The 22,032-nt window shown below is 65.6% G+C and carries 18 protein-coding genes; 4 read left to right on the forward strand and 14 right to left on the reverse strand.

All coding sequences use genetic code 11. From position 1 onward, the window contains the following. Positions 1–179: 179 nt before the first annotated feature. Both JLZ96_RS08295 and JLZ96_RS08300 read left to right on the forward strand, forming a co-directional pair. Positions 180–1,673, forward strand: a complete 1,494-nt coding sequence (locus tag JLZ96_RS08295; RefSeq protein WP_228139393.1) for a sensor histidine kinase — start codon at positions 180–182, stop codon at positions 1,671–1,673. Continuing rightward, entirely contained in the window at positions 1,670–2,344 is a 675-nt protein-coding gene (locus tag JLZ96_RS08300; protein WP_032374017.1) for a response regulator, read from the forward strand. The genes JLZ96_RS08295 and JLZ96_RS08300 overlap by 4 nt, the downstream gene beginning before the upstream one ends. Positions 2,345–2,384: 40 nt before the next feature. Here the strand turns inward: JLZ96_RS08300 and JLZ96_RS08305 are convergent, their stop codons facing one another. Continuing rightward, positions 2,385–4,514, reverse strand: coding sequence for a S9 family peptidase (locus tag JLZ96_RS08305; protein WP_201009829.1), 2,130 nt, complete (start codon positions 4,512–4,514; stop codon positions 2,385–2,387). Then, positions 4,511–5,395, reverse strand: coding sequence for a phosphoribosylaminoimidazolesuccinocarboxamide synthase (locus JLZ96_RS08310; protein ID WP_094621728.1), 885 nt, complete (start codon positions 5,393–5,395; stop codon positions 4,511–4,513). The genes JLZ96_RS08305 and JLZ96_RS08310 overlap by 4 nt, the downstream gene beginning before the upstream one ends. A gap of 63 nt (positions 5,396–5,458) precedes the next feature. Here JLZ96_RS08310 and JLZ96_RS08315 point away from each other — a divergent pair, with 63 nt between their 5' ends. Further along, positions 5,459–6,862 carry an MDR family MFS transporter gene (locus JLZ96_RS08315; RefSeq protein WP_032400075.1) on the forward strand — a complete coding sequence of 468 codons (1,404 nt, stop codon included), beginning with the start codon at positions 5,459–5,461 and terminating at the stop codon, positions 6,860–6,862. A 57-nt stretch (positions 6,863–6,919) separates the two neighbouring features. On the opposite strand, the gene JLZ96_RS08320 is transcribed toward JLZ96_RS08315, so the two are convergent. Genes JLZ96_RS08320 through JLZ96_RS08330 form a run of 3 tightly spaced genes read right to left on the reverse strand, consistent with a single transcriptional unit; the run spans position 6,920 to position 10,581 of the window. Beyond that, positions 6,920–7,966, reverse strand: a complete 1,047-nt coding sequence (locus JLZ96_RS08320; RefSeq protein WP_236253860.1) for an ABC transporter ATP-binding protein — start codon at positions 7,964–7,966, stop codon at positions 6,920–6,922. Positions 7,967–7,968: 2 nt separating this feature from the next. Beyond that, a complete protein-coding gene (locus JLZ96_RS08325) occupies positions 7,969–9,531 on the reverse strand; it encodes an iron ABC transporter permease (RefSeq protein WP_236253861.1) in 1,563 nt (520 codons plus the stop codon). 9 nt (positions 9,532–9,540) lie between these two features. Beyond that, positions 9,541–10,581, reverse strand: a complete 1,041-nt coding sequence (locus tag JLZ96_RS08330) for an iron ABC transporter substrate-binding protein (protein WP_027495824.1) — start codon at positions 10,579–10,581, stop codon at positions 9,541–9,543. 115 nt (positions 10,582–10,696) lie between these two features. On the opposite strand from JLZ96_RS08330, the gene JLZ96_RS08335 reads away from it, so the two are divergent. Further along, complete coding sequence (locus JLZ96_RS08335; RefSeq protein WP_201009831.1) at positions 10,697–11,890, forward strand: FAD-dependent monooxygenase; 1,194 nt, start codon at positions 10,697–10,699, stop codon at positions 11,888–11,890. Here the strand turns inward: JLZ96_RS08335 and JLZ96_RS08340 are convergent. The 9 genes from JLZ96_RS08340 to JLZ96_RS08380 form a co-directional block, all read right to left on the reverse strand. After that, the gene (locus JLZ96_RS08340; protein ID WP_032367547.1) at positions 11,887–12,780 is read right to left on the reverse strand and encodes a siderophore-interacting protein; all 894 of its coding nucleotides are present in this window, start codon (positions 12,778–12,780) and stop codon (positions 11,887–11,889) included. The two genes, JLZ96_RS08335 and JLZ96_RS08340, sit on opposite strands and share 4 nt — an antisense overlap. Before the next feature lie 79 nt (positions 12,781–12,859). After that, complete coding sequence (locus JLZ96_RS08345; RefSeq protein ID WP_201009832.1) at positions 12,860–13,669, reverse strand: ABC transporter ATP-binding protein; 810 nt, start codon at positions 13,667–13,669, stop codon at positions 12,860–12,862. Then, a complete protein-coding gene (locus JLZ96_RS08350) occupies positions 13,666–14,727 on the reverse strand; it encodes a FecCD family ABC transporter permease (RefSeq protein WP_371829095.1) in 1,062 nt (353 codons plus the stop codon). The genes JLZ96_RS08345 and JLZ96_RS08350 overlap by 4 nt, the downstream gene beginning before the upstream one ends. Further along, positions 14,724–15,782: an iron ABC transporter permease gene (locus tag JLZ96_RS08355; protein ID WP_201010687.1), complete on the reverse strand. Its 1,059-nt coding sequence runs from the start codon at positions 15,780–15,782 to the stop codon at positions 14,724–14,726. The genes JLZ96_RS08350 and JLZ96_RS08355 overlap by 4 nt, the downstream gene beginning before the upstream one ends. An 11-nt stretch (positions 15,783–15,793) precedes the next feature. Next, on the reverse strand, positions 15,794–17,089 hold the full coding sequence (locus JLZ96_RS08360; protein WP_201009833.1) for a lysine N(6)-hydroxylase/L-ornithine N(5)-oxygenase family protein: 1,296 nt from the start codon (positions 17,087–17,089) through the stop codon (positions 15,794–15,796). Further along, complete coding sequence (gene panD / locus JLZ96_RS08365) at positions 17,086–17,502, reverse strand: aspartate 1-decarboxylase (protein WP_027495817.1); 417 nt, start codon at positions 17,500–17,502, stop codon at positions 17,086–17,088. The genes JLZ96_RS08360 and panD overlap by 4 nt, the downstream gene beginning before the upstream one ends. Next, positions 17,502–18,860 (reverse strand): salicylate synthase, encoded by a 1,359-nt coding sequence (locus JLZ96_RS08370; protein ID WP_201009834.1) that lies wholly within the window; start codon positions 18,858–18,860, stop codon positions 17,502–17,504. Before JLZ96_RS08370 ends, panD begins: the two co-directional genes overlap by 1 nt. A 133-nt stretch (positions 18,861–18,993) precedes the next feature. After that, positions 18,994–20,865 carry a siderophore-interacting protein gene (locus JLZ96_RS08375; protein WP_201009835.1) on the reverse strand — a complete coding sequence of 624 codons (1,872 nt, stop codon included), beginning with the start codon at positions 20,863–20,865 and terminating at the stop codon, positions 18,994–18,996. 70 nt (positions 20,866–20,935) lie between these two features. After that, a complete protein-coding gene (locus JLZ96_RS08380) occupies positions 20,936–22,009 on the reverse strand; it encodes an ABC transporter substrate-binding protein (protein WP_027495815.1) in 1,074 nt (357 codons plus the stop codon). Positions 22,010–22,032 lie beyond the last annotated feature (23 nt).

Consider the following 22,032-nt stretch of genomic DNA (forward strand, 5'->3'; position numbering starts at 1 on the left):
GCCGGAGTGGAGTGAGGTGGGTCACCCCTGCTGAGAGATGATGTTGCTGCACCCAGTGACTGGAGTCACCTATACGTTCATTCTGTTCACATCGATGTTTCTTGTCCGAAAGGAATGTGTTGTCCTCGAAGCGGCCGCTGAGCGTGGCGGGCCAGGTTTTGGTCCTGCAACTGGTCGTCATGGCCGTCGTCGTTCTCGCCGGCGGGATACTGACGATCCTCAACGAGAGGTCCAACAGCGACGACGCCACCCGACGTGAGGTGACGGCGATCGCGGTGAGTATTGCCAACGAACCGTCGACGCCGCTGGCCATCGAATCCGACGACCCGACGTCTCGTCTGCAGCCGGAAACGGAGAAGATCAGGCAGGTCACCGGGGTCGATTTCATCGTCGTCATGGCTCCCGATCGCACCCGCTTCACGCACACCACCGTCGACCTGATCGGTAAACCGTTCAGCGGCAACATCGATCGCGCACTGCTCGGCGAGACGTTCACCGAGACGTACGTGGGCTCTCTCGGCCCGTCGATCAGAGCGGTCACACCCGTCACCGATACCGACGGCGAGATCGTCGGCCTCGTGTCCGCCGGAGTCACCCGCCAGAAGATCAGCGATCAGTTCCTGCAAGGCCTGCCGTTGATCCTCGCCGTCGTGCTCGCGGCCTTCGTCGTCGCTGCGGCCGGTTCGACGCTGCTCAGCCGCCGGCTACGGCGTCAGACATTGGGAATGGCTCCGGCCGAATTGCGGACGATGTACGAGCATCACGACGCCGTTCTGCATTCCATCGGCGAGGGTCTGTTGGTGTTCGGACGCAGCGACGAGGCGGAGTTGGTCAACGACGAGGCCCGACGCCTTCTCGACCTACCGGACGGGCCGGTATCGCTGACGTCGTTGCCGGAGTCGATGCAACAGATGGACACCGGGATCGTCCGCGGTGAGCTGCATCTGACGAAAGATCGTGTACTCGTCGTCAACCAGGATCCGGTCATGTGGGAGGGCAAACGCCTGGGTAACGTCCTGACGATTCGCGATCAGACCGAGTTGCGTTCGTTGATGGGCGAATTGGATTCGGTGCGCAGTTTCGCGGAGTCACTGCGCTCGCAGGCGCACGAGGCGGCGAATCGGTTGCACACGGTCATCACGATGGTCGAGCTCGGTCGCCCCGAAGAAGCCGTCGAATTCGCGACGGCCGATCTCGAACTCTCGCAGACTCTCATCGACCGGTTGATGAACGCGGTCGGCGAGCCTGCGCTCGCGGCGCTGTTGCTCGGCAAGGTCAGCCAGGCTGCCGAACAGGGCGTCGAGCTGACGATCACCGACGACACGGCGATGGAACACGAAGGGGTTCTGACTGCTCGCGAATTGGTGACGCTGGTCGGCAATCTGATAGACAATGCGATCGATGCCTCGAAAGAATCCGACCAACCGTGGGTCGAAGTGACGGTCCGCGACGCCGACGGTGAACTCGTCGTCCGGGTGGCCGACAGTGGTCCCGGCATGCCACCGGAAACCTTGAAAGCTGCTCTCCGGCGCGGATACTCGACCAAATCCGGATCTCGCGGACTCGGCCTCGCGCTCGTGACGCAGGTGATCACGCGGCACGGTGGCACGTTGACCTCGGAAGTGACGTACGGGTCGGTGTTGGTTGCGACCATTCCGGGAGCGACGTCGTGATCCGCGTACTGATCGTCGACGACGAACCGCTCATCGCCGAGGCACACAAGACGTACGTCGAGCGGACGCCCGGTTTCGACGTTGCCGGCGTCGCACACACCGGCGCTGCGGCCATGCGATTCGCCAGCACCGAACCCGTCGATCTGGTGTTGCTGGACATCGGCCTGCCCGACGCCAGTGGCATCGACGTCGCTGCGGCGCTCGGCGGTCTACGTCCGAGCCCCGACGTCATTGCGATCACCTCCGAACGTGATCTGTCGGTAGTTCGTTCCGCAGTGGCGCACGGCATCGTGCTGTATCTGCTCAAACCGTTCACGTTCGCGGCGTTTCGCGACAAGCTCGAGCGTTACCGCGAATTCCACGACGCATTACCCGCCGGTGAGAACGCGTCGAGTCAACGAGACATCGACCGTGCGATGGCACACCTGCGCACGGCCGACGAACGCGTCTCCACCCCCAAAGGCATTGCCCCACAGACGATGGACGGCATCACCGCCAGCGTCAAGGAATCCGTCGACGGCCTCAACGCCTCCGAGGCGGCCAAGGTTGTCGGCGTATCCCGGGTGACGGCCTGGCGCTACCTCGAACGACTGGCCGACGACGGCCTGGTCACCCGGCACACCGAATACGGCAAAGCCGGGCGACCGCAGGTCCGCTATGTGTGGCGCTGACGCGCCAGTGGTGTGGTTGAGTGCCCCCTGGGGCGCTTGATCACTCCACTGCGGCGCCAGCCGCACTCACGATCCACGCGTACTCGAAGGCCGCTTCTTTCCATTTCTCGTAGCGTCCGCTGACTCCGCCGTGTCCGGCGCTCATTTCGGTCTTGAGCAGCAGGTCCGAGTCACCGGTCTTCGTGGCACGCAGGGCCGCAACCCATTTGGCCGGTTCGACGTACAGGACGCGGGTGTCGTTGATGGACGTGATGGCGAGGATCGACGGGTAGTCCTTGGCCTCGACGTTCTCGTAGGGGCTGTACGACTTCATGTAGTCGTACACCTCCTTGTCCGCCAACGGGTTACCCCACTCGTCCCATTCGATGACCGTCAACGGCAGCGACGGGTCGAGGATGGAGGTGAGCGGGTCGACGAACGGCACGTTGGCCAGGATGCCGTTGAACAACTCGGGTGCAAGGTTGGCCACCGCACCCATCAGCAGTCCGCCTGCGCTGCCGCCGTCGGCAACCAGATGCTTCGGTGAGGTACGGCCGGTGTCGATCAGATGCTTTGCGGCAGCGATGAAGTCGGTGAACGTGTTCTTCTTCTGCAGCGTCTTGCCCTGGTCGTACCAGTGCCTACCCATCTCGCCGCCGCCGCGCACGTGTGCGACGACGAAGACGATGCCGCGGTCGAGCAGGGACAGACGCGCCACCGAGAACGACGGGTCCATCGATGCCTCGTACGATCCGTAGCCGTACAGCAGCGTGGGAGCAGGCCCCTCGGGGACGTCCTTGCGAGCGATGACCGACAGCGGAATCTGTGTTCCGTCCGGCGCGGTCGCCCACTCTCGGTGCTGCACATAGTCACCGGCATCGAACTCACCGAGAACCGGCTGCGATTTGCGGAGCAGCAGTTCGCCACTGGCGATGTCGAGGTCGTACACCTGACCGGGCGTGATGAAGGAGGTGTAGACCATCCTCAGCAGGGGCTGATCCCATTCCGGGTTCGAGCCCGCACCGACAGAGTAGAGCTCCTCGTCGAACTCCAGCTCGCGGTACTCGCCGTATCCCTCGTCGGTCAGCGGCCAGATCGCCATGCGGGTCAACGCTTCTCGGCGGTAGGTGAAGATCAGGTGGCTCGCGAAGGCGTCGATGTCCTCGACTCGGACGTCGCCCTGATGCGGAACCAGAATGCGCTGATCGAGTGGATCGCTGACCGGGGCCTCGGCGAGCAGGAAGTTCTCGGCCTTCTCCCCCTCGGTGCCCCAGCCGTTGACCGAGCCGTTGTGGGTGATCAGGAAGCGATCCTCACCGGCCACGACGGCGTGTTCGATGCTGTACTCGATGCCGTCCGTGCGCGGCAGCACGACGCGGAATTCGCCCTCGGGATCGGTGGATTCGAGGACGAGGCACTCGGAGGTGATCTTCGAGCCGACCCAGATCATCAGGTACTTCTCGCTGCGGGTGGAACCGAATCCGACCCAGTAGCTCTCGTCGGGCTCGTGGAAGACCTTGACGTCCTCGGCCTTACCGAGCGTGTGCCGCCAGACGGTGTCGGGACGCCAGGACTCGTCGACCGTCAGGTAGAAGACATGCGTGGCGTCGGCGGTCCAGGTGGCACCCGGCGCGACGTTCTCGATGGTGTCGGCGAGCAGTTCACCGGTCTCGAGGTTCTTGAAACGCAGCGTGTACCGCTCGTCGCCCTCGGTGTCGGTGGAATACGCCAGCAACGTGCCGTCGAGGCTGATCGAGAATGCCCCGAGCGAGAAGAAGTCGTGACCCTCCGCCTCGACGTTGGCGTCGAGCAGGATCTGCTCCCCCGGCACGTCCACGTCGGAAGACAGCGTCGGCGGTGTCCAGTCGTCGGGAGAGTCGACGGGGCAACGGCATTGGAGGCCGTACGACTTACCCTCGACGGTGCGCGAGTAATACCACCACTGGCCCATGCGCGTCGGCACGGACAGGTCGGTCTCCTGGGTGCGCGATTTGATCTCGTCGAAGATCTTGCCGCGGAGTGCTTCCAGTCCGGCCGTCTGCTGCTCGGTGTACGCGTTCTCGGCTTCGAGGTAGGCGATCACCTCGGGGTCTTCCTTGGCGCGCAACCACTCGTAGTTGTCGATGAACGTGTCGCCGTGATGGGTGCGCCCCTGCGGCACCTTCTTGGCAATGGGAGGGGTGATCGTCATGGCGTGACCCAATCGTCGAAGTTCAGGCCCGAGATGCGCTCGTAGGCCTCGATGTAGCGGCTGCGCGTTGCGGCGACGACGTCGTCGGGCAACGGTGGCGGTGGGGTGTCGGACGCTCGGTCCCAGCCGGATTCGCCGGTCAGCCAGTCGCGAACGAACTGCTTGTCGAAACTGGGCTGAACGCGACCCTCTTCGTACGAATCGGCAGGCCAGTAGCGCGAGGAATCGGGGGTGAGCACCTCGTCGGCGAGAACGAGGTTGCCGTCGGCATCGGTCCCGAACTCGAACTTGGTGTCCGCGAGAATGATTCCGCGTTCCAGAGCGAAGTTGGCTGCACGCGAATAGATCTCGATGGTGTCTTCGCGGAGTTTGAAGGCCAGCTCGGCACCGACCAGTTCGACGGCCTGGTCGAAGGTGATGTTCTCGTCGTGCTCGCCCAGTTCGGCCTTGGCGGCAGGAGTGAAGATGACCTCGTCGAGTTTGCTCGATTCGATCAGGCCGGGCGGCAGTTCGACGCCGCACACGGCACCGGTCGCGTTGTAATCCGCCAACCCGGATCCGGTGAGATAGCCGCGAGCAACGCACTCGATCGGCACCATGTTCAGCTTCTTCACCACCAGGGCGCGGCCGATCAGTTCGGCGGGGATGCGTTCGTCGAGCGGATCACCGGCCAGGTGATTGACGCCGCCGAGCTCCTCGAAGAAGAACACGCTCATCGCCGTCAACACACGTCCCTTGTCCGGGATCGGGGTGTCGAGGATGTGGTCGTAGGCCGAGATTCGATCGCTCGCGACGAGCAGCAGATGCGCGTCGTCGATCGTGTACAGATCGCGGACCTTGCCGCCGGCCAGATGCTCGTAGCTACTCAGTGATGGTCGCACGAGGCTCAACACTATCTGGGCCGGTGCCGCCACGTCGGCGGGCAGGGATCACAATGAGTAGCAATGGCAACGACCGAATCGACCCCGGACATCGGATTCCGCTCCGAACGCGGTCCCATCCTGATCGCGCTGATGCTCAGCTCGTCGCTGGTTGCGCTGGACGCGACGATCATCGCCACTGCGGTGCTCACCATCGTCGGCGACCTCGGCGGGTTTGCGCAGTTCCCGTGGTTGTTCTCGATCTACCTGCTGGCACAGGCTGTCTCGGTGCCGCTCTACGGCAAATTGTCCGATCTGTTCGGGCGCAAGAAGATCATGGTGTTCGGCATCGCGGTGTTCTGCCTGGGCTCGATTCTGTGCGGCCTGGCGTGGAGCATGCCTGCTCTGATTGCTTTCCGCGCGATTCAGGGACTCGGCGCGGGTGCCGTCCAGCCGATGTCCATCACCATCGCGGGCGACATCTACACGCTGCCCGAGCGCGCCAAGGTGCAGGGCTACCTGGCCAGCGTGTGGGCGATCTCTTCGGTGCTCGGCCCCGCCCTCGGTGGCGTCTTCTCCGAGTACCTGTCGTGGCGGTGGATCTTTTTCATCAACATTCCGCTGTGCGCGGTGGCGGCGTTCATGTTGCTGCGCAAGTTCGAGGAAGGCGCTGTCGAACGCACCAAGCCGAAGATCGATTACCTCGGTGCAGCTCTGCTCACCGTCGGCGCGACGATGGTGCTCCTCGGCCTGCTCGAAGGCGGCCAGTCCTGGGCCTGGGGTTCGCCGATCAGCATCGCGATCTTCGTTGTGGGCTTCCTACTGCTGGCGGTGTTCGCATGGGTCGAGTCCCGCGCCGAGGAGCCGATCCTGCCGCTGTGGGTGTTCACCCGGCGGGTGCTGGTGGTCAGCAGCTTCATCTCGTTGCTCGTCGGCGCATTGATCCTGGGACTGACGTCCTACGTCCCGACCTTCGTACAGGGCGTGTTCGGCACCGGAGCCATCATCGCCGGCTTCTCGCTGTCCACGCTGACCCTCGGCTGGCCGATCGCGGCATCCCAGTCCGGGCGGGTGTACCTGCGCTTCGGCTTCCGCACGACGGCAGTGGTCGGCGGTTCGATCGGGATCGTGGGTACGGCACTGACGACTCTGCTCGACGCCGATTCGCAGATCTGGCACGTCGCGGCGATGTGCTTCGTCATCGGCCTCGGCATGGGGTTGATCGCGAGCCCCACATTGATCGCCGCACAGTCGAGCGTCGAGTGGGCCGAACGCGGCGTCGTCACCTCCACCAACATGTTCGCCCGTTCACTCGGTAGCGCCGTCGGCGTCGCGGTGTTCGGTGCCATCGTCAACGCCCGTGTGTCCGGAGATCCAGAACCCGAACAACTGTCCGACGCCATCCATCTGGTCTTCATCGGAGTGCTGGTCGCCGCCGTCCTGATGACTGTCGCTGCGGTGTTCATGCCCAAGCGCACGGCCCGATAACTCGCCCACTGCGCAGGGTTCCGCCGCGTACCGCGACCGGAACCCTGCGTCACGGCATCAACGCACCGAACGCGGAAACCAGTGCACCGGTGAGGTCACCGAGACGTTCACGGCTGTACCGGGAGCGAATCGGTCGCAGGCCCGAGCGACGACACGCAGCCGGAGCCCGGTATCGCGGTGTCGCACAGTGACCGAGCATTCGGGGCCGGTGAAAACCTCGTGTTCGACGAGAAATTCGCCATCCTCGCGCTCCGAGACCACCAACTGTTCGGGCCGGAGCAAGACCTGCCCCATACCCGTTGCCCTGGTGGTGGATTCGAGACGACCGAGAACGGTGTCGACCCAACCGTCGCGCGCGGCAGCGTCGACGTAATAGGCGTCGCCGACGAAGCTCGCCACAGCCGGCGTGGTGGGCCGCTCGTACAGTGCACGCGGCGTATCGACCTGCGCACAGCGCCCGCCCAGCAGGACCGCAACCCGATCCGCAGTGCCCAGAGCCTCGGCCCGATCGTGTGTGACGAGAATCGACGCGGTCTTGCTGGTGAGCAACAACTCTCGCACGTCCTGCCGAATCGAGGTCCGCAGACCTGCATCGAGAGCAGCGAACGGCTCGTCCATCAACACCACCGACGGAGCCGGGGCCAACGCGCGCGCCAACGCGATCCGCTGCTGCTGCCCGCCCGAGAGTTCGCTGGGTCGAACCGCACCGGCGTCGGGCAGTCCGACGAGCTCGAGCATCTCGTCGACGCGTCGGGCCCGTTCGGCTCGGCCGGACAGGTACGGCCGCACGAACCCTGTGCGCAAACCGAATTCGATGTTTCGGCGCACCGTCAGATGTGGAAACAGTCCACCTTCCTGCGGCATCAGGCCTACTCCCCGCTTCTCCGGCACCTGAACACGCCCGGCGACGGAGAGGTCGCGCCCGTCGGCGGTGATGCGGCCCGCGTCGATACGGTGCAGGCCTGCGATCGATCGCAGCAGAGTCGTCTTGCCGCAGCCGGAGGGTCCGAGAACGGCGAGCATCTCACCGTCGCCGAGGTCGAGATCGATTCCGTGCAGCACCGTCGTACTGCCGTACGAGGCAACGAGATCGGACATCACCATGCTCATGACAGTGTCACTCGCTTTCGCGTCGTACGCCGCAGCGCCCGGGTCAGGACGATCGTCGGGACCACGGAGATCAGGATCAATGCGAGGGCGTAGGGGGCTGCCTCGCCGTAGCGGAATGCCTCGGTGGTGGACCACAGCGTGGTCGCGAGCGTGTCCACACCGCGGGGGCGCAGCATCAACGTCGCCGGTAATTCCTTGGCGACGGTCAGGAACACCAGGGCGGCTCCGGCCGCGATGCCGGGCGCGGCGACGGGAATCGTCACCCGCAGGTCGGTGCGCACTCGCCCGGCACCGAGGGTCCGTGAAACATCCTCGAGCACAACCGGAGTGGCGTCGACGACCGATCGGGTGCTGCCGACGGCCAACGGCAGGAACAGCACCACGTACGCCAGCACCAGCAGCACCGCGGTCTGATAGAACGACGGCAGAAATCTGATTCCGAGAAACACCGTCGCCAGTCCCACGGTGATACCCGGGAGACCGTGCGCAATGTACGTGGACAACTCGGCGGTGCGCGCACCGCGGGACGTGGACCTGGCCGCGAACAACGCCACCGGCAACGCAAGCACGGCGACCACCAGAGCAGCAGTCGCCGAGTACTGGACCGTCTTGGCGCTGACAGCCAGCACGTCCGCCCAGTCGACGGTGAAGCGCAGCGATCGAGTGAGCCATCGCGCCAGGGCCAGAATCGGTACCAGCACCGAAACACCGAGGGCTGCAACGATAACGGCCAGAGCAGGCACGCGCCACCGGCCAAGAACCACAGGCTCGGCCATCCGGTCGGTACCCGATCCCACGCGCGCCGTGGCCCCGCGTCGAGCACGCCGTTCGAGGAGGGTCAACACCAACGCGCCCACCACGAGGACCAACCCGAGAACAGCGGCCGCGGTGCGATCGAGCCCGCCGCGGTAGGCGCTGTAGATGCCAAGAGTGAAGGCGTCGTACCGCATCAGTGCCACCGCCCCGAAGTCACTGATGGTGTACAGCGCCACCAGCAGCGCGCCTGCTGCCGCAGCCGGAACGACGCGACGGCACTCGACGGTCAGCGCGGTGCGTACAGCGCCTCGACCGAGGGTTCGCGAGACCTCGGCCAACGACGGGTCCGCGGTGGCGAACGCCGCGGACACCGGCAACATCACCAGCGGGAAGCACGACAACGTGAGCACCAGCGCAGCACCGGAAAATCCTGCAAGGGAGGGAAATTCAGCGATCCACAGATACCCGGACACGTACGACGGGATGGCCAGCGGTGCCGCGAGGATCATCGAGAAGATGCGTCGACCCGGTAGATCGGTTCGGACGGTCAACCAGGCGAGCAGCGTGCCCACCACGACGGAGGCGACCACCACGGTGAGCGCGAGCGTGGCCGTCCGGACAACGAGGTCGAGGGTGCGTTGCCGCAGGAGCAGCCGCAGTACCTTCTCGGTTCCGCCGTCGAACGCTCGAACGAACAGGTACACCAAGGGTGTCAGCGTCAGCGCTCCCACGCACAACGCGGTCGTCCCGAGAACGGGACGACCGCCGAAGTGGCGCCGCCGAAGCGGCTGGAGTGCGGACACGAACACCGACTAGATGATTCCGACGTCGGTGAGCAGGGTTTGCGTGGCTTCGAGGGACGAGAGCCGGCCCAGGTCGAGGTCGGTCGAACCCAGGTCCGACAGCGGCGGCAGGTCGTAGTCGGACGTGACGCCGTCGATGACGGGGTATTCGGCGGTCTCGTTGGCGAAGTATGTCTGCGATTCGGTCGAGAGCAGCTCGCGCACGAAATCGAATGCCGCTTCCTGGTTGTCCGACGCCGCCAGCACACCGGCACCGGCGACGTTGATCAATGCGCCGGGGTCGCCGGGCTCGAAGTAGTGCAGCTCGACGGGAGCGTCGGCACCGTTCTCGTCCTTGAACGGGTACCAGTAGTAGTGGTTGAGCAGTCCCGTGGCGACCTGCCCGTCGTTGACGGCGGTCAGCAGCGGACCGTTGCCCTCGAACGCGACCGGCTCGTTGGCGACGAATCCTTCGAGCCAGGTGCGCGCACCCTCCTCGCCGCGCTGCACGCGCAATGCGGTGACGAACGCCTGGAACGACGCGTTGGTGGGTGCGTAGCCGATCTGTCCGCGCCAGCGTGGGTCGAGCAGTCCGTCGATACCGGTGGGCAGGTCTGCTGCCTGCACCGAATCGGAGTTGTAGGCCAGCACGCGGGCCCGTGCGGAAGTGGCGACCCAGGTGCCGTCGGTGCCGCGGTACTGCTCGGGGACGAGCGCGAGGATGTCCTCGGGCAGCGGTGCGAGCGCCCCTGCTTCGTCGAGGGCCCCCAGTGCACCTGCATCCTGGCCGTAGAAGACGTCGGCCGGCGTCGCGTCGCCCTCTTCGAGGATCTTGGCGGCCTGGGCGTTGGTGTTGCCCGAGTAGTCGACCTCGACGCCGCCGCCGATGCGTTCGATCAGGGGGTCGACGAGTTCTTCGCCGCGGCCGGAGTACACCACCAGGGCGGACTCTGCGGTGGCGGACTCGGAGGTGGAGGTGGTGTCACCCGAGTCCGAAGAGCTGCAGGCGACCAAACCGAGGGCAAGGGTTGCACTGCACGAGAGCAGCGCCAGACGGCGAACGGTGAACACGGTTCTCCTGACGAAAACGGGTCAAACGGACAATTCGAGAAAGTACACCACCAAGGTGAGGCTCAGCTACTTTCCCCCCGGATTGAACGACCGGCCGCCCGGGCATTCCCGCCCGATGACCGAACGCGTGCTCGTCACCGGTGCCAGCATCGTCGGCCCCACCGTCGCCTACTGGCTCGACAGAGCGGGATACGACGTCGTCGTCGTCGAGCGCAGTCCGCAGCTGCGTCTGGGCGGCCAGAACATCGACGTCCGCGGTAGTGGACGCGAGGTGCTGCGGCGCATGGGCCTGGAGCAGACCCTGCTGGCCAACGGCACCACCGAGAAGGGCACCAGATTCGTCGACGATTCCGACGCCACCATCGCGGCCTTTCCGGCCGGAGACGGATCACACGACGGGCCGACGGCGGAGATGGAGATTCTGCGCGGCGAGTTCGCGCGGATTCTCGTCGAATCAGCCGGTCCGCGAACCGAGTACCGGTACGGCGATCGCGTCGTCGACGTGGCTCAGGATGCCGACGGCGTCGATGTCACGTTCGCGTCGAACGCAGCGGAAAGGTTCGACCTCGTCCTGTTCGCCGACGGAATCCGTTCCAGTAGCAGAGAACTGGCGTTTCCTGCCGAGGCGGAGACCACGCCGGTCGGCCTGTACACCGCCTACGGGATTTTGCCGAAGAGACCGAGTGACGACGGCTGGTGGCGGTGGTACAACGCCGCCGGATCCAGGGTCGCCAATCTGCGCCCGGACAACCTCGGCACGACGCGTTTCAGCCTGTCCTGGGTGTCCGACGATGGCGGGTACGAAACCGCGTCTACCGAAGAAGTCGTTGCCGCCCTGCGAGCGACGTTCGCCGACGTCGGCTGGGAAGTGCCCAGAATCTTGAATTCGCTCGGACCGGGTTCGGAGCTCTACGTCGACTATCTGGCCCAGGTGCAGGCCCCACGCTGGTCGAACGGCAGAATCGGCATGCTGGGCGACGCTGCTTGGTGCGCAACACCATTGAGCGGGATGGGCACCACGTTGTCGGTCACCGGGGCCTACGTGCTCGCCGGGGAACTCGCCCGAGCGCGCGATCATCGCACCGGGTTCGAGGCCTTCGAGGCGCGCATGCGTCCGTTCGTGAATCAGGCTCAGAAGCTTCCGCCCGGCGTGCCTCGCGTCGCGCATCCGAAAACGACTGTGGGAGTAGCTGCTTTTCGCACCGTGCTCCGCCTGGCCGGATCGAAGCCGGTCCAGGCGGTCACGAGCAGATTCCTCGGTCCCGACGCGGCGACGCTGGAATTGCCCGACTACGAATTTCCGCGTTAGAGCCCGACCCGCTCGAGCAGCGCGTCGAACGCCTCGCTGGCTTCCTGCTCGGTGCGGCCGGATTCGATGACGCCGTTGTACACCGCGAGCGCCTCCTCCTGGTACTGCTTGTACTTTTCGAGCCACTTCTCCGAGTCAGCGCGCCAGTAGCCGATGATGTCGAAATACTTGTTGTCGTAACCCAAGTCCTTGCGGAAGTACTTGCGTACCCGACGCGAGGACGACGCCTCTGCGGCGAACCACACGTAGCCGCGCCCCTCGGGTAGCGGGTAGGCGAGCACCGCGTCGTCGAGCACGCTGGCGCTGTCTCCGTTTCCGGATCCGATACGCCAATCGAATGTCACGTCGGCGGCTGTCTCGAACGTCTGGATGTCACCGCGTTCGAGTACCTCGACAATCGCGTGTGCGCGGGTGCCTGCGGGCAACTGTTCGACCAGTCGACCCAGTGCTGGAACTCCGGTCATATCGGCCACCAGCAGCAGCCAATCGACGTCGGCGGGCGGTGAGTACCACGACCGCGGACGGGTGAAGAGCACCGTCTGACCGGGGGCGGCCTGCTGGGCCCAGGTGGCCGCGACGCCACCCTCGTGTGCGAAGAAGTCGATGGTCAACTGGCCGCGGTCGGGATCGACGCGTCGGATCGTGTAGTTCCGGCCCTCCGGCGCGTTCTCGAGGCCGTGGAACCACCACAGGCCGTCGACCTCGGTCATCGGCGGCGGTGCCGACTCGCCTTCACGCGGAAAGTAGACCCCGACGCACTCGTCGGGTGCCCCGAGCGTGCGGTAACCGGCGACGTGCTCGCCGCCGAAGGTGACGCGCACCATGTGCACGGTGAGCTGCTCCACCGCAACGACGTCGGCGTAGTGGAAACCACGCTGCTGATCGGTCATCTTCGTCCTCGATACATCTCTCGTCCGACTGTGCGAGAACCCTCAGGCTAACTCGGCGGCAATTCTGTTCGATTCTAAACTAAGCCTTGCCTAGCCTGCCAGCGGCCACCTTGGGTATCACCAACGGAGTGTGCGATTCGGGATCGTCGATGATGCGGCACTGCAGTCCGAACACCGCCTCCACCAAGTCGGCGGTGACGATCTCCGCCGGTGGGCCCTCGGTGACCACCGCGCCGTCCTTCATCGCGATGATGTGGTGGGCGTATCGACATGCGTGGTTGAGATCGTGCAACACCGCGACGAGGGTGTTGCCGTTGTCCCGATTCAACGTGGCCAGCAGGTCGAGAAGTTCGATCTGGTGCGCGATGTCGAGAAAGGTCGTCGGCTCGTCCAAGAGCAACAGCGGTGTCTGTTGCGCGAGAACCATTGCCACCCACACTCTTTGCCGCTGTCCACCGGACAGCTCGTCGACCGGACGGGCCGACAGCGACGTCACTCCGGTCGCAGTCATGGCCTCCACCACCGCGGCCTCGTCCGCGACGGACCATTGCCGAATCAACTTCTGATGCGGATAGCGGCCTCGCGCAACCAGATCGGCCACCGAGATGCCGTCCGGCGCGATGGAGGTTTGCGGCAGGAGCCCGAGTCGGCGGGCGACCTCCTTCGCCGGGTACGACGAGATGGACTTGCCGTCGAGCAATACCGTGCCGCCGGTCGGCTTCAGCAGCCGCGACAACGCGCGCAACAGTGTCGATTTACCGCAGGCGTTCGGCCCGACGATCACGGTGAACTTGCCGTCGGGAATGTCGACGGTCAACTTCTCGCTGATGATTCGTTTGTCGTATCCGACGGTGATGCCGTCCGCGTACAGGCGTGGCCTCGTCGTCATTGCTTCCGCCCTTCTCGTGCCAACAACCAGACGAAGTACGCGCCGCCCACACAGACCGTCACCACGCCGACCGGAAGTTGAGTGGGCGCGAACACTCGTTGCGCTGCAACGTCACTGACGATCAGGAGCAGAGCACCCATGCATGCTGCCGGCACCATCGCCACCGACGAGGTACCGGTGAGCCGCCGAGCCAACTGCGGCGCGGCGAGCGCAACGAACGAAATGGGCCCCGCTGCGGCCGTGACCAGTGCCGTGAGGGCGACCCCGAGAATCACCAGCATCAGACGCGTCGGCTCGACGCGGATTCCGAGCGCTCTCGCCGCGTCGTCACCCATCTCGAGTACCGGTAGCCGTGTCGACAGCGCCGCCGCCACGGGGGTGACGACAGCCAGGGCCACGAGAACGGGAACCACCTGCGGCCACCCCAACCCGTTGAGTGTGCCCGCGCCCCAGACGGCGGCTGCGATTGCCTCGGAGACATCGGCTTTCACCACGAGCCAGGTATTGACGGACGCCAGGACGGCACTGACCGCGATACCGACGATGATCAATCGAAAGCCCTGCACGCCGCGCTTGTAGGCGAGCACGTACACCACGGCGGCGGCCACCAGTCCGCCGACGAGCGCGCCCGCTCCGGTCCGGTAGTAACCGCCGCCGAGCGTCAGGATGACGACGAGAGCGCCGGTGTACGCGCCGGTCGAGAAGCCGATGATGTCCGGGCTGCCCAACGGATTTCGCGTCAACGACTGAAAGATCGCACCCGACACCCCCAGGGCAGCTCCGAACAGGAATGCCAGCGCAACCCGGGGGAACCGCGACTGCATCACGACGATCTCGGTGATGCGCGGGGCGTCGCCGAACACCGCTGCGAGCACCTGGCCCGGTGGAACGTGGTAATCGCCGGTGCCGATCGCGAGGACGGCGACAACCGCTGTCAGCAACAGCAGGGCCGCGCAGACGAGGACCGTACGAACGTCGATTCGTGCGCCCAGCACTGTGCGAACGATCCACACCCTTCTGCCGAAGTCGATGTTCCCGGCGCGCGGTGCCCGGATCACAGCCCGCTCGCCTTCTTTCGGCGGACCAACAGGATCAGAACGGGAGCCCCGACGAAGGCGGTGACGATACCGACCTGCAACTCCCCCGGCTCGATGACGATTCGGCCGACGACGTCGGCGAACAACAGCAGTGCCGGTGCCGCGAACACGGTGTGGATCAGAATCCAACGCTGGTCCGGCCCGACGAACCAGCGCACCATGTGCGGCACCATCAGCCCCACGAATCCGACCGGTCCCGCCGCCGCTGTCGCCGCTCCGGCCAACAGCGTCACCGCAACGACACCGACGGTCCGCGTTCGAAGCGCATTGGCTCCCAACGACCGGGCCAGCTCGTCGCCCAGTGCGATCGCATTGAGCGGACGCGCGACGAGCGCCGCCAGACACAGTCCGAGTACGACGAACGGGCCGGTCGCCGCCGCGATGTCGAGGCCTCGACCCGCCAACGAGCCTGCGCCCCAGAACCGCATCCTGGCGAAGGCGTCCGGGTCCAGCAGCAGCATCCCGGAGGTGACGCCGCCGAGCACCGCACCGAGGGCAATACCGGAGAGCGTCAAGCGAATCGGAGTGGCACCCGCTCGTCCCACCGAACCCAGCGCGTACACCGCGACGGTGGCGAGAACGGCACCGACGAACGCGAACCACACATAGAAGCGAACGTCGGTCACGCCCAACACCCCGACTGCGAAGGCGACGAAGAGTGCCGCTCCGGCATTGACGCCCAGAATGCCCGGGTCGGCCAACGGGTTGCGCGTCATCGCCTGGATCAGCGCGCCCGCGACGCCGAGCGCGGTACCGACGAGCACACCGAGCACGGTCCGTGGAACTCGGAGCTCGCGGACGATCACCGCGTCGGTGGAACCGTTCGACGACCACAGTGCGTGCCACACGTCACCGACAGCGATGTTCTCGGCTCCCACAGCGATACTCACCAGGCACAGAATCGCGAGGACGGCGACGACGAGAATCAGACCGGCGGTCCTGCCGGCATCGGTTCGGGCCAGACCACCGACGAGAGCCGGAACATCGCTCTGTTCCGGCTCGTCGCCCGCAGTGATACCCCGCCGTTTCACACCACCGAACGCACCCTCGCACCCACCGCGGACTTGACGATCTCACCGCTGCGCACAGCGATGTTGGACAGCAGAGAGGACGTCAGACCGTGGGTGTGCTCGGTGCCGCCCTGCAGGTAGATCGAACCCACTGTCGATCCACGCGTGACGAGCCGGTAGTCCCGCGTCACGCGAGGACCGTGCGCATCGAATTCGACGGCGTCGAACAACGGCCCGAGGATGTCGGGCAGATCGAGGGACGTGAAGCCGGTGGCATAGACGACAGCGTCGCACAGCACGTCCTCGGCCAGTCCTGTCGGCCCGTGTTCCACCGATGCCCGCACGCCCGACGCCTCCTCCGTGACATCGGCCAGTCGGGAGGCTCCGTGCACGAACAGCCGGCGCTGTCCGCTGACCCGCTCCGCGTACTCGCGCGCGTACAGCTCCTCGATCAGGGGCAGGTCGACGGCGGAGTAGTTGGTTCCGCGGTGATAGTGCAGCAGCTGATCACGAAGGGAGTGCGAGGACGAGTAGAAGTCGTCGACGGCGGTCGGATCGAAGATGCGGTTGGCATAGGGGCTGTCGTCGGCCGGGCTGTACCCGTACTTGCGCAGTACCGCATGCACCGATGCGTCCGGATAGGTCGAATGCAGGTAGTCGACCACTTCGGCTGCGCTCTGCCCGGCACCGACGACGACGAACGTCCGGTGGTTCCGCGACGGCAACCGGTCGAGGTGGCCGAGCAGGTCGTGATTGTGGAATTGCCGCGCCGACGCGCTGACTCCGTCCGGCAGGGCTGCGGTCAGGCCGCCGGCGAGCACGATGTTGCGGCCGCGGACGGTCCCGGTGCGTCGCCCCTCGGTGCGGACGCCGTAACCGTCACCGGTGTCGACGACCGCGGACGCCCGCGTCCCGTAGTGCACCGCGGCGTCGACTTTGCCTGCGGCCCAGGACAGGTAGTCGTGGAACTCGAGCCGGCTGGGGAAGAACGTCTGCAGATTGATGAAGTGGTTGAGCCGGCCCCGTTCGGCGAGATACGACAGAAACGTGTACTCGCTGCTCGCATTGCGCTGGGTGGCAAGGTCTTTGAGGAAGGAGATCTGCATCGTGGTTCCCGGCAGCAACATTCCGGGGTGCCAGGCGAACTCGTCCTTCGACTCGACGAAGCACGAGGTCAGGCGCTCGGCCGGAGCGCACTGTCGATTGTGTTCCTCGATCGCGATGGCCAAGCCGAGGTTGGAGGGCCCGAAGCCGACCCCGACGATGTCGTATTCGCCGTCGAGTTCGCTGCTGTAGTCGTCGCTCGGGCTCATCGGATGCTCGCCCCCGACATCTGATCGAGCGCACCGGGGACCGGTTCGGCAGGGTCCACTCCGAGGGCAACGATGCTGTTGTCCGAGTCGACGTGCACCACGGAGGGACTGTGTGTGGGCAGCTCGGCGTTCTCGACCTGACGGAACGACATGATGATCACCAGATCACCCGGAGACACCAGATGGGCCGCGGCACCGTTGATTCCGATCACGCCGGATCCCGGATGGCCTTCGATCACGTAGGTGACCAAGCGAGCGCCGTTGGTGATGTCGACGACGTGGACCTGTTCGCCCTCGATCAGATCGGCCGCCTGCATCAGAGTCGAATCGATCGTGATGGACCCGACGTAGTGCAGATCGGCGTGAGTGACAGTGGCACGGTGGATCTTTCCACCCAGCATGGTGCGGTGCATCAGGCGTCGTTCTCCTTCTTGCGGACGAGATATGGGGCAACGCTGGCGAGCTTCTCGCAGGTCTCGTCGAATTCACGTTCGGGCTTGGACTGGCCGACGATGCCGGCTCCGGCACGCAGCCATGCGGAACCCTGCTGCTCGTAGACGGCGCGCAGCACGAGTGCTGCTTCGAATTCTCCCGTCGACGATGCCTTCACGACGGCACCGGAGTACAGGCCGCGCGGTGAGTCGTCGAGCCGACCGATGGCGTCGATGGCCTCCTTCTTCGGGATCCCCGACGCCGTGACGGCCGGAAACAGGGCACCGAAGGCATCCCAGCAGGACAGGTCCTCGCGCAGGCGTGCGCGCACGGTGGACGCGAGATGTTGGACACTTCCCCGTTCGCGCACGCTCATGAAGTCCGAGACGGCCGTCGACCCCGGGCTGGCGATCGATTCGAGTTCCTCGAACGAGGTACGCACGGACACAGCGTGTTCGGTGATCTCTTTCGGATCCTGTTCGAGATCGGACTTCGCTGCCGAGTCGGCATCGGAACCGAGTCCGAACGCTCTCGTTCCCGCGAGCGGCTCGGTGGTGACGATCCCGTGTGCGTCGACGGAGGCGACCAATTCCGGGCTGAAGCCTACGGCACGCAGATCGCCGAGATGCAGCAGAAAAGAGCGGGCCGGAGTGTTCGCCGTACGCCCGGCGCGGTAGGTGCCCGGCATGTCGAGATCGAATGGGATACGCACGCTCCGGGACAGAATGACCTTGGCGTAGTCGCCCCGTCGGATTTCCGTTACGGCCTGTTCGACGCGGCCGCGGTAGTCGTCGAGATCTCCGCCGACGTCGAGAGCGTGCACGGTCGGCAGCTCGTCGCCGCCGATCGCGTCGAGCGCGGCCAGTACCGAGGCGCGGTCCTCGTCGCTGCCGGTCACCTCGACGGCATCGTGTTCGCGGCCGAAGCGGACCTCGACGCGGGGCACCACCAGGTGCGCGAGGATGTCGTCGGCGTCGCGCCCGGCGGCAGTGGACCGATCGACGTCGTGCAGGTGCTCCGCGAACCCGAAACCGACGAATCCGTAAGCGTTCCACTGTTCTCGGGTCAGGCCCGTGCACGCCTCGCTCAGGGCCGCTGCCGGGTTACCGGACCAGCTCCGCTCGGTCGGTTCTCCGGCCCCCCAGGTGGTGGTCACGAGGTGGGGCCGAAGCACGATGCGAGCGACCACGCCGCCCGCGAACACCCAGCGTCCCCGGTCCTCGTACACGACGTACTCGTCGAACAATCCGGACTCCGCCAACGCGACGACCGTACGCAGTCCCCGCTGCAGTTCGGTCCCCTCGGCCGTGTCCATCGTCGTTTCTTCGACAACGGTCATTTTGTGTGCACTCCTGACGGTGAATCGGTCCGTGACCGCGCATTGCGCGCAACGTCTGCGGTCGGCATCGGCGCGCGCCTTCGATAGGGAACGCTAACCTAACCGACTCGGCAGCACAACGGCTTCCTCGGTGTCAGCGAACACGGCGTAGATCGAGCACCGAGATACCCCAGCCGACCAGCGTCGACGCCGCGACCTCGAGGCCGGCATCGGCTGCTACGCAGGCAAATTCGGCTTTCGTTCGTACACCGCTGCCGTGCATGCAGAGCATCAGCAGATCGAATTCCGACTGATCCTCGTTGAACGACCCGTCGTTGGACAGTCGCTCGACGACCACCAATTTTCCGTTGTCGGCCAATCCTGTTGCCGCGTTGCGCAACAGCAGTGCGAGATCGTCGTCTCGATAGTGTCCGGTGACCTCGAGCATCAGATACGCGTCGAATCCGTTCCCGTGCTCCACATGCGGCTCGGACATCACGCTCTGCGGGTGATTCACCACTCGCCCTTCGAGTTCGGGCCATTTCCCGAGGTCGCGTCGAATCAGGTCGAGTTCGCTGGGCAACCCGAGCACACCCGCCGATACTCCGTCGTACCGGGAGAGAACGGAACCGAGCACCACTCCGGATCCTGCCCCCGCCACCAACAGGGTCGAGACCCCGTCGAACGAATAGTCCTGCACCAGAGCAGGACCCAGGAACGCGGCCTCGTCGGCGATGTGGTTGTGATGCAGTTCGGCGAGCCGCGGGGACGCCTCGAGGTCTTCGGTCAACGTGTTGCCGGTCAGCAGGCTCGCGCTGGCGGTACCGGTCCGCAGGCTGTCCACCAGACCTGTGATCGACAGTTCCACCCGTGCCTCGATCCCGTCCAGGTCCAGCCAGTGCGAGATCCAGTCGTCGCCGAGCATCGCCTCACCGATATCGCCGAGAATCAGATCACCGGTGGAGTTCTCGGCGAGGACGTCGACGGCACGCAGATAGCGCACGAATTTCGCGAGGGCGCGCGCGTCCGTCTCGGTGGCTTCCGCCAGCGATTCGACGGAGCACGCCCCTCGGGACACGTGCAACGGGATACGTAACGTGTTGGCCGCCCTGAAAGCGAAGGGCGACAGTATTTCCGCACGTTCGGCGAGCCTGTCGAACGGCTCGGACTCACCGCCGCTGAGGTCGGGCACCTCGGGATCGTCGGCGCGGGTCAGAACCTCGGCGCGACGCCAGTACCCGGTGACGTCGACCATCTCCGGCGGCAGGCCGCGGTCCTCGCGCAGATACCGACGGATTCCCTTGAGAGCGGTCGCTTCCCCTGCCACCCAGGCGAACACCGTTCCGTCCCACCAGGGTGCCGCCCGCACCGCACTGTCGAGCAAGTCGCCGGTGCCGGCGGTGACGCCGTCACGGTGGACCCACGTGATCTCGGCGTCGGCGGCCGTCGGCAACGGCAACTCTCGCTCGACGTCGGCGACCTCGACGAACACCCGAATTCGCCGGCCCGGCAATGCCTCTTCGAGATACCGAGCGATGGCAGGTAACGCGGTCTCGTCGCCGACGAGCAACACCCAGTCGACATCGGCCGGAGCATGGCCCGACCGCACCGGTCCGAGCAGGGTGATGGAATCGCCGACGCGGCAACGCCGACCCCACGTCGACGCGATGCCGGTGTCGTGGGTGACGAAGTCGAGAGTCACCTGCGCGGTCTCGGGATCGACGCTGCGCACGGTGTAGTTGCGGGTCACCGGACGCGGATCACGCGGCCATTCGACGGTGCGCTCGTGCTGGGTCGGAAGCACCACCGTGCCGTCGGTCTCCGCCGGGAAGAACAACCGAACGAAGTCGTCGAATCCTTCGCTGCGCAACGCCGGGAACCGGTAGTCGCCGCGCGAGAACTCGCGCAGCTGCGGCCCACCCAACACGATTCGGCGCATACCCGAACCCAGCTGACGTGTTTCGATCACCGTTGCCGTGCGCAGGACTTCGGGAAAGACGACCTGAAGTCGATGGGACCTTGCCACGGTGGAACACGCTCCTGTCGTCGAAAGTGAATACGCCTGTGCTCGCGTCGAGTGGGCCGCCCGAGTGTTGTCAGCCCTGAACGTTCTCGGCGGCAGTGTTCAGCGCCGAGGCCACGTCGTCGAGGATGTACGGGATCGTCAGCACCGTCAGGCCACCGAACGCGAAGTTCTTGTCGGCGCTGAGGGCCTCGGTGGAGGCGGTACGCCCCTGCGAAAGTACGGGCTGCGAGGCCACGGCGGGTTCGGCCAGGAACCCGGCGAGAGATTCCTTGTCGTACGCCACGACGAACAGCACGTCGGACTTCAGCAACGACGCCTGTTCGAGGCTGAGCTCGAAGTACACGGCGTCGGGGTCCTTGGCCGGGTCGGCCTGTTGGATGGTGGGCTCGTTGACGAGACCGAGCTGCTCGAGGAACTCGACTCGTACGTCGTTGTCCTTGCTGACGGCGAAAGTGCCGGGTGCGTTGGGCAGCGCGACGGTGACCGTCTTGCCTTGCAGCGCAGAGTACTTCGTCGCCGCATCGGCAATCGAGCCCTCGACTCCGGAAACCAGGTCGGCGGCCTCCTTCTCCTTGCCCAGCGCCTTGCCCGCGATGGTCAGCTGGTCCTCCCACGACGTGGTCCACTGCTTGTCCGGGTACGCGACGACGGGCGCGATGTCGGAGAGCTTGTCGAACTCCTCCTGGCTCAACCCCGAGTACGGCGCGAAGATCAGATCCGGTGCGGCGGCAGCGAACTGCTCGACCGGAACCGCTCCGGTGCCGTCACCGGAGAGCAGTGTCGGCGCGTCGCCGCCCAGGTCGGCGAGAGCCTTCGCATCCCACGGCAGAACGCCGCGTTCGTCCGCACCGTACTGGGCACCGTCGAATGTAGGCATCGCAACGGGTACGACTCCGAGGGCGAGAATCGCGTCCTGGTTCGACCATCCCCAGGTCGCGATCCGCTTCGGTGCCTCGGGGATCGTCGCGGATCCGAGTGCCGAGTCGATCGTGACCGGAAATGCGGACTCCTGCGCAGACGTCGTGGAGTCGGCGGCAGGCGTCTCCTCGGTGTCGCTGCTGCATCCGGCGGCGAGGGCGATGGTCAGCCCTCCGGCGAGCGCGATCGACGCGGCGCTCCTCATCCACTTCGTACGAACCTTCATCGTTCCTCGGAACCTCTCGACTC

This window comes from Rhodococcus sp. NKCM2511, assembly GCF_014905595.1.
Taxonomy (GTDB): domain Bacteria; phylum Actinomycetota; class Actinomycetes; order Mycobacteriales; family Mycobacteriaceae; genus Rhodococcoides; species Rhodococcoides fascians.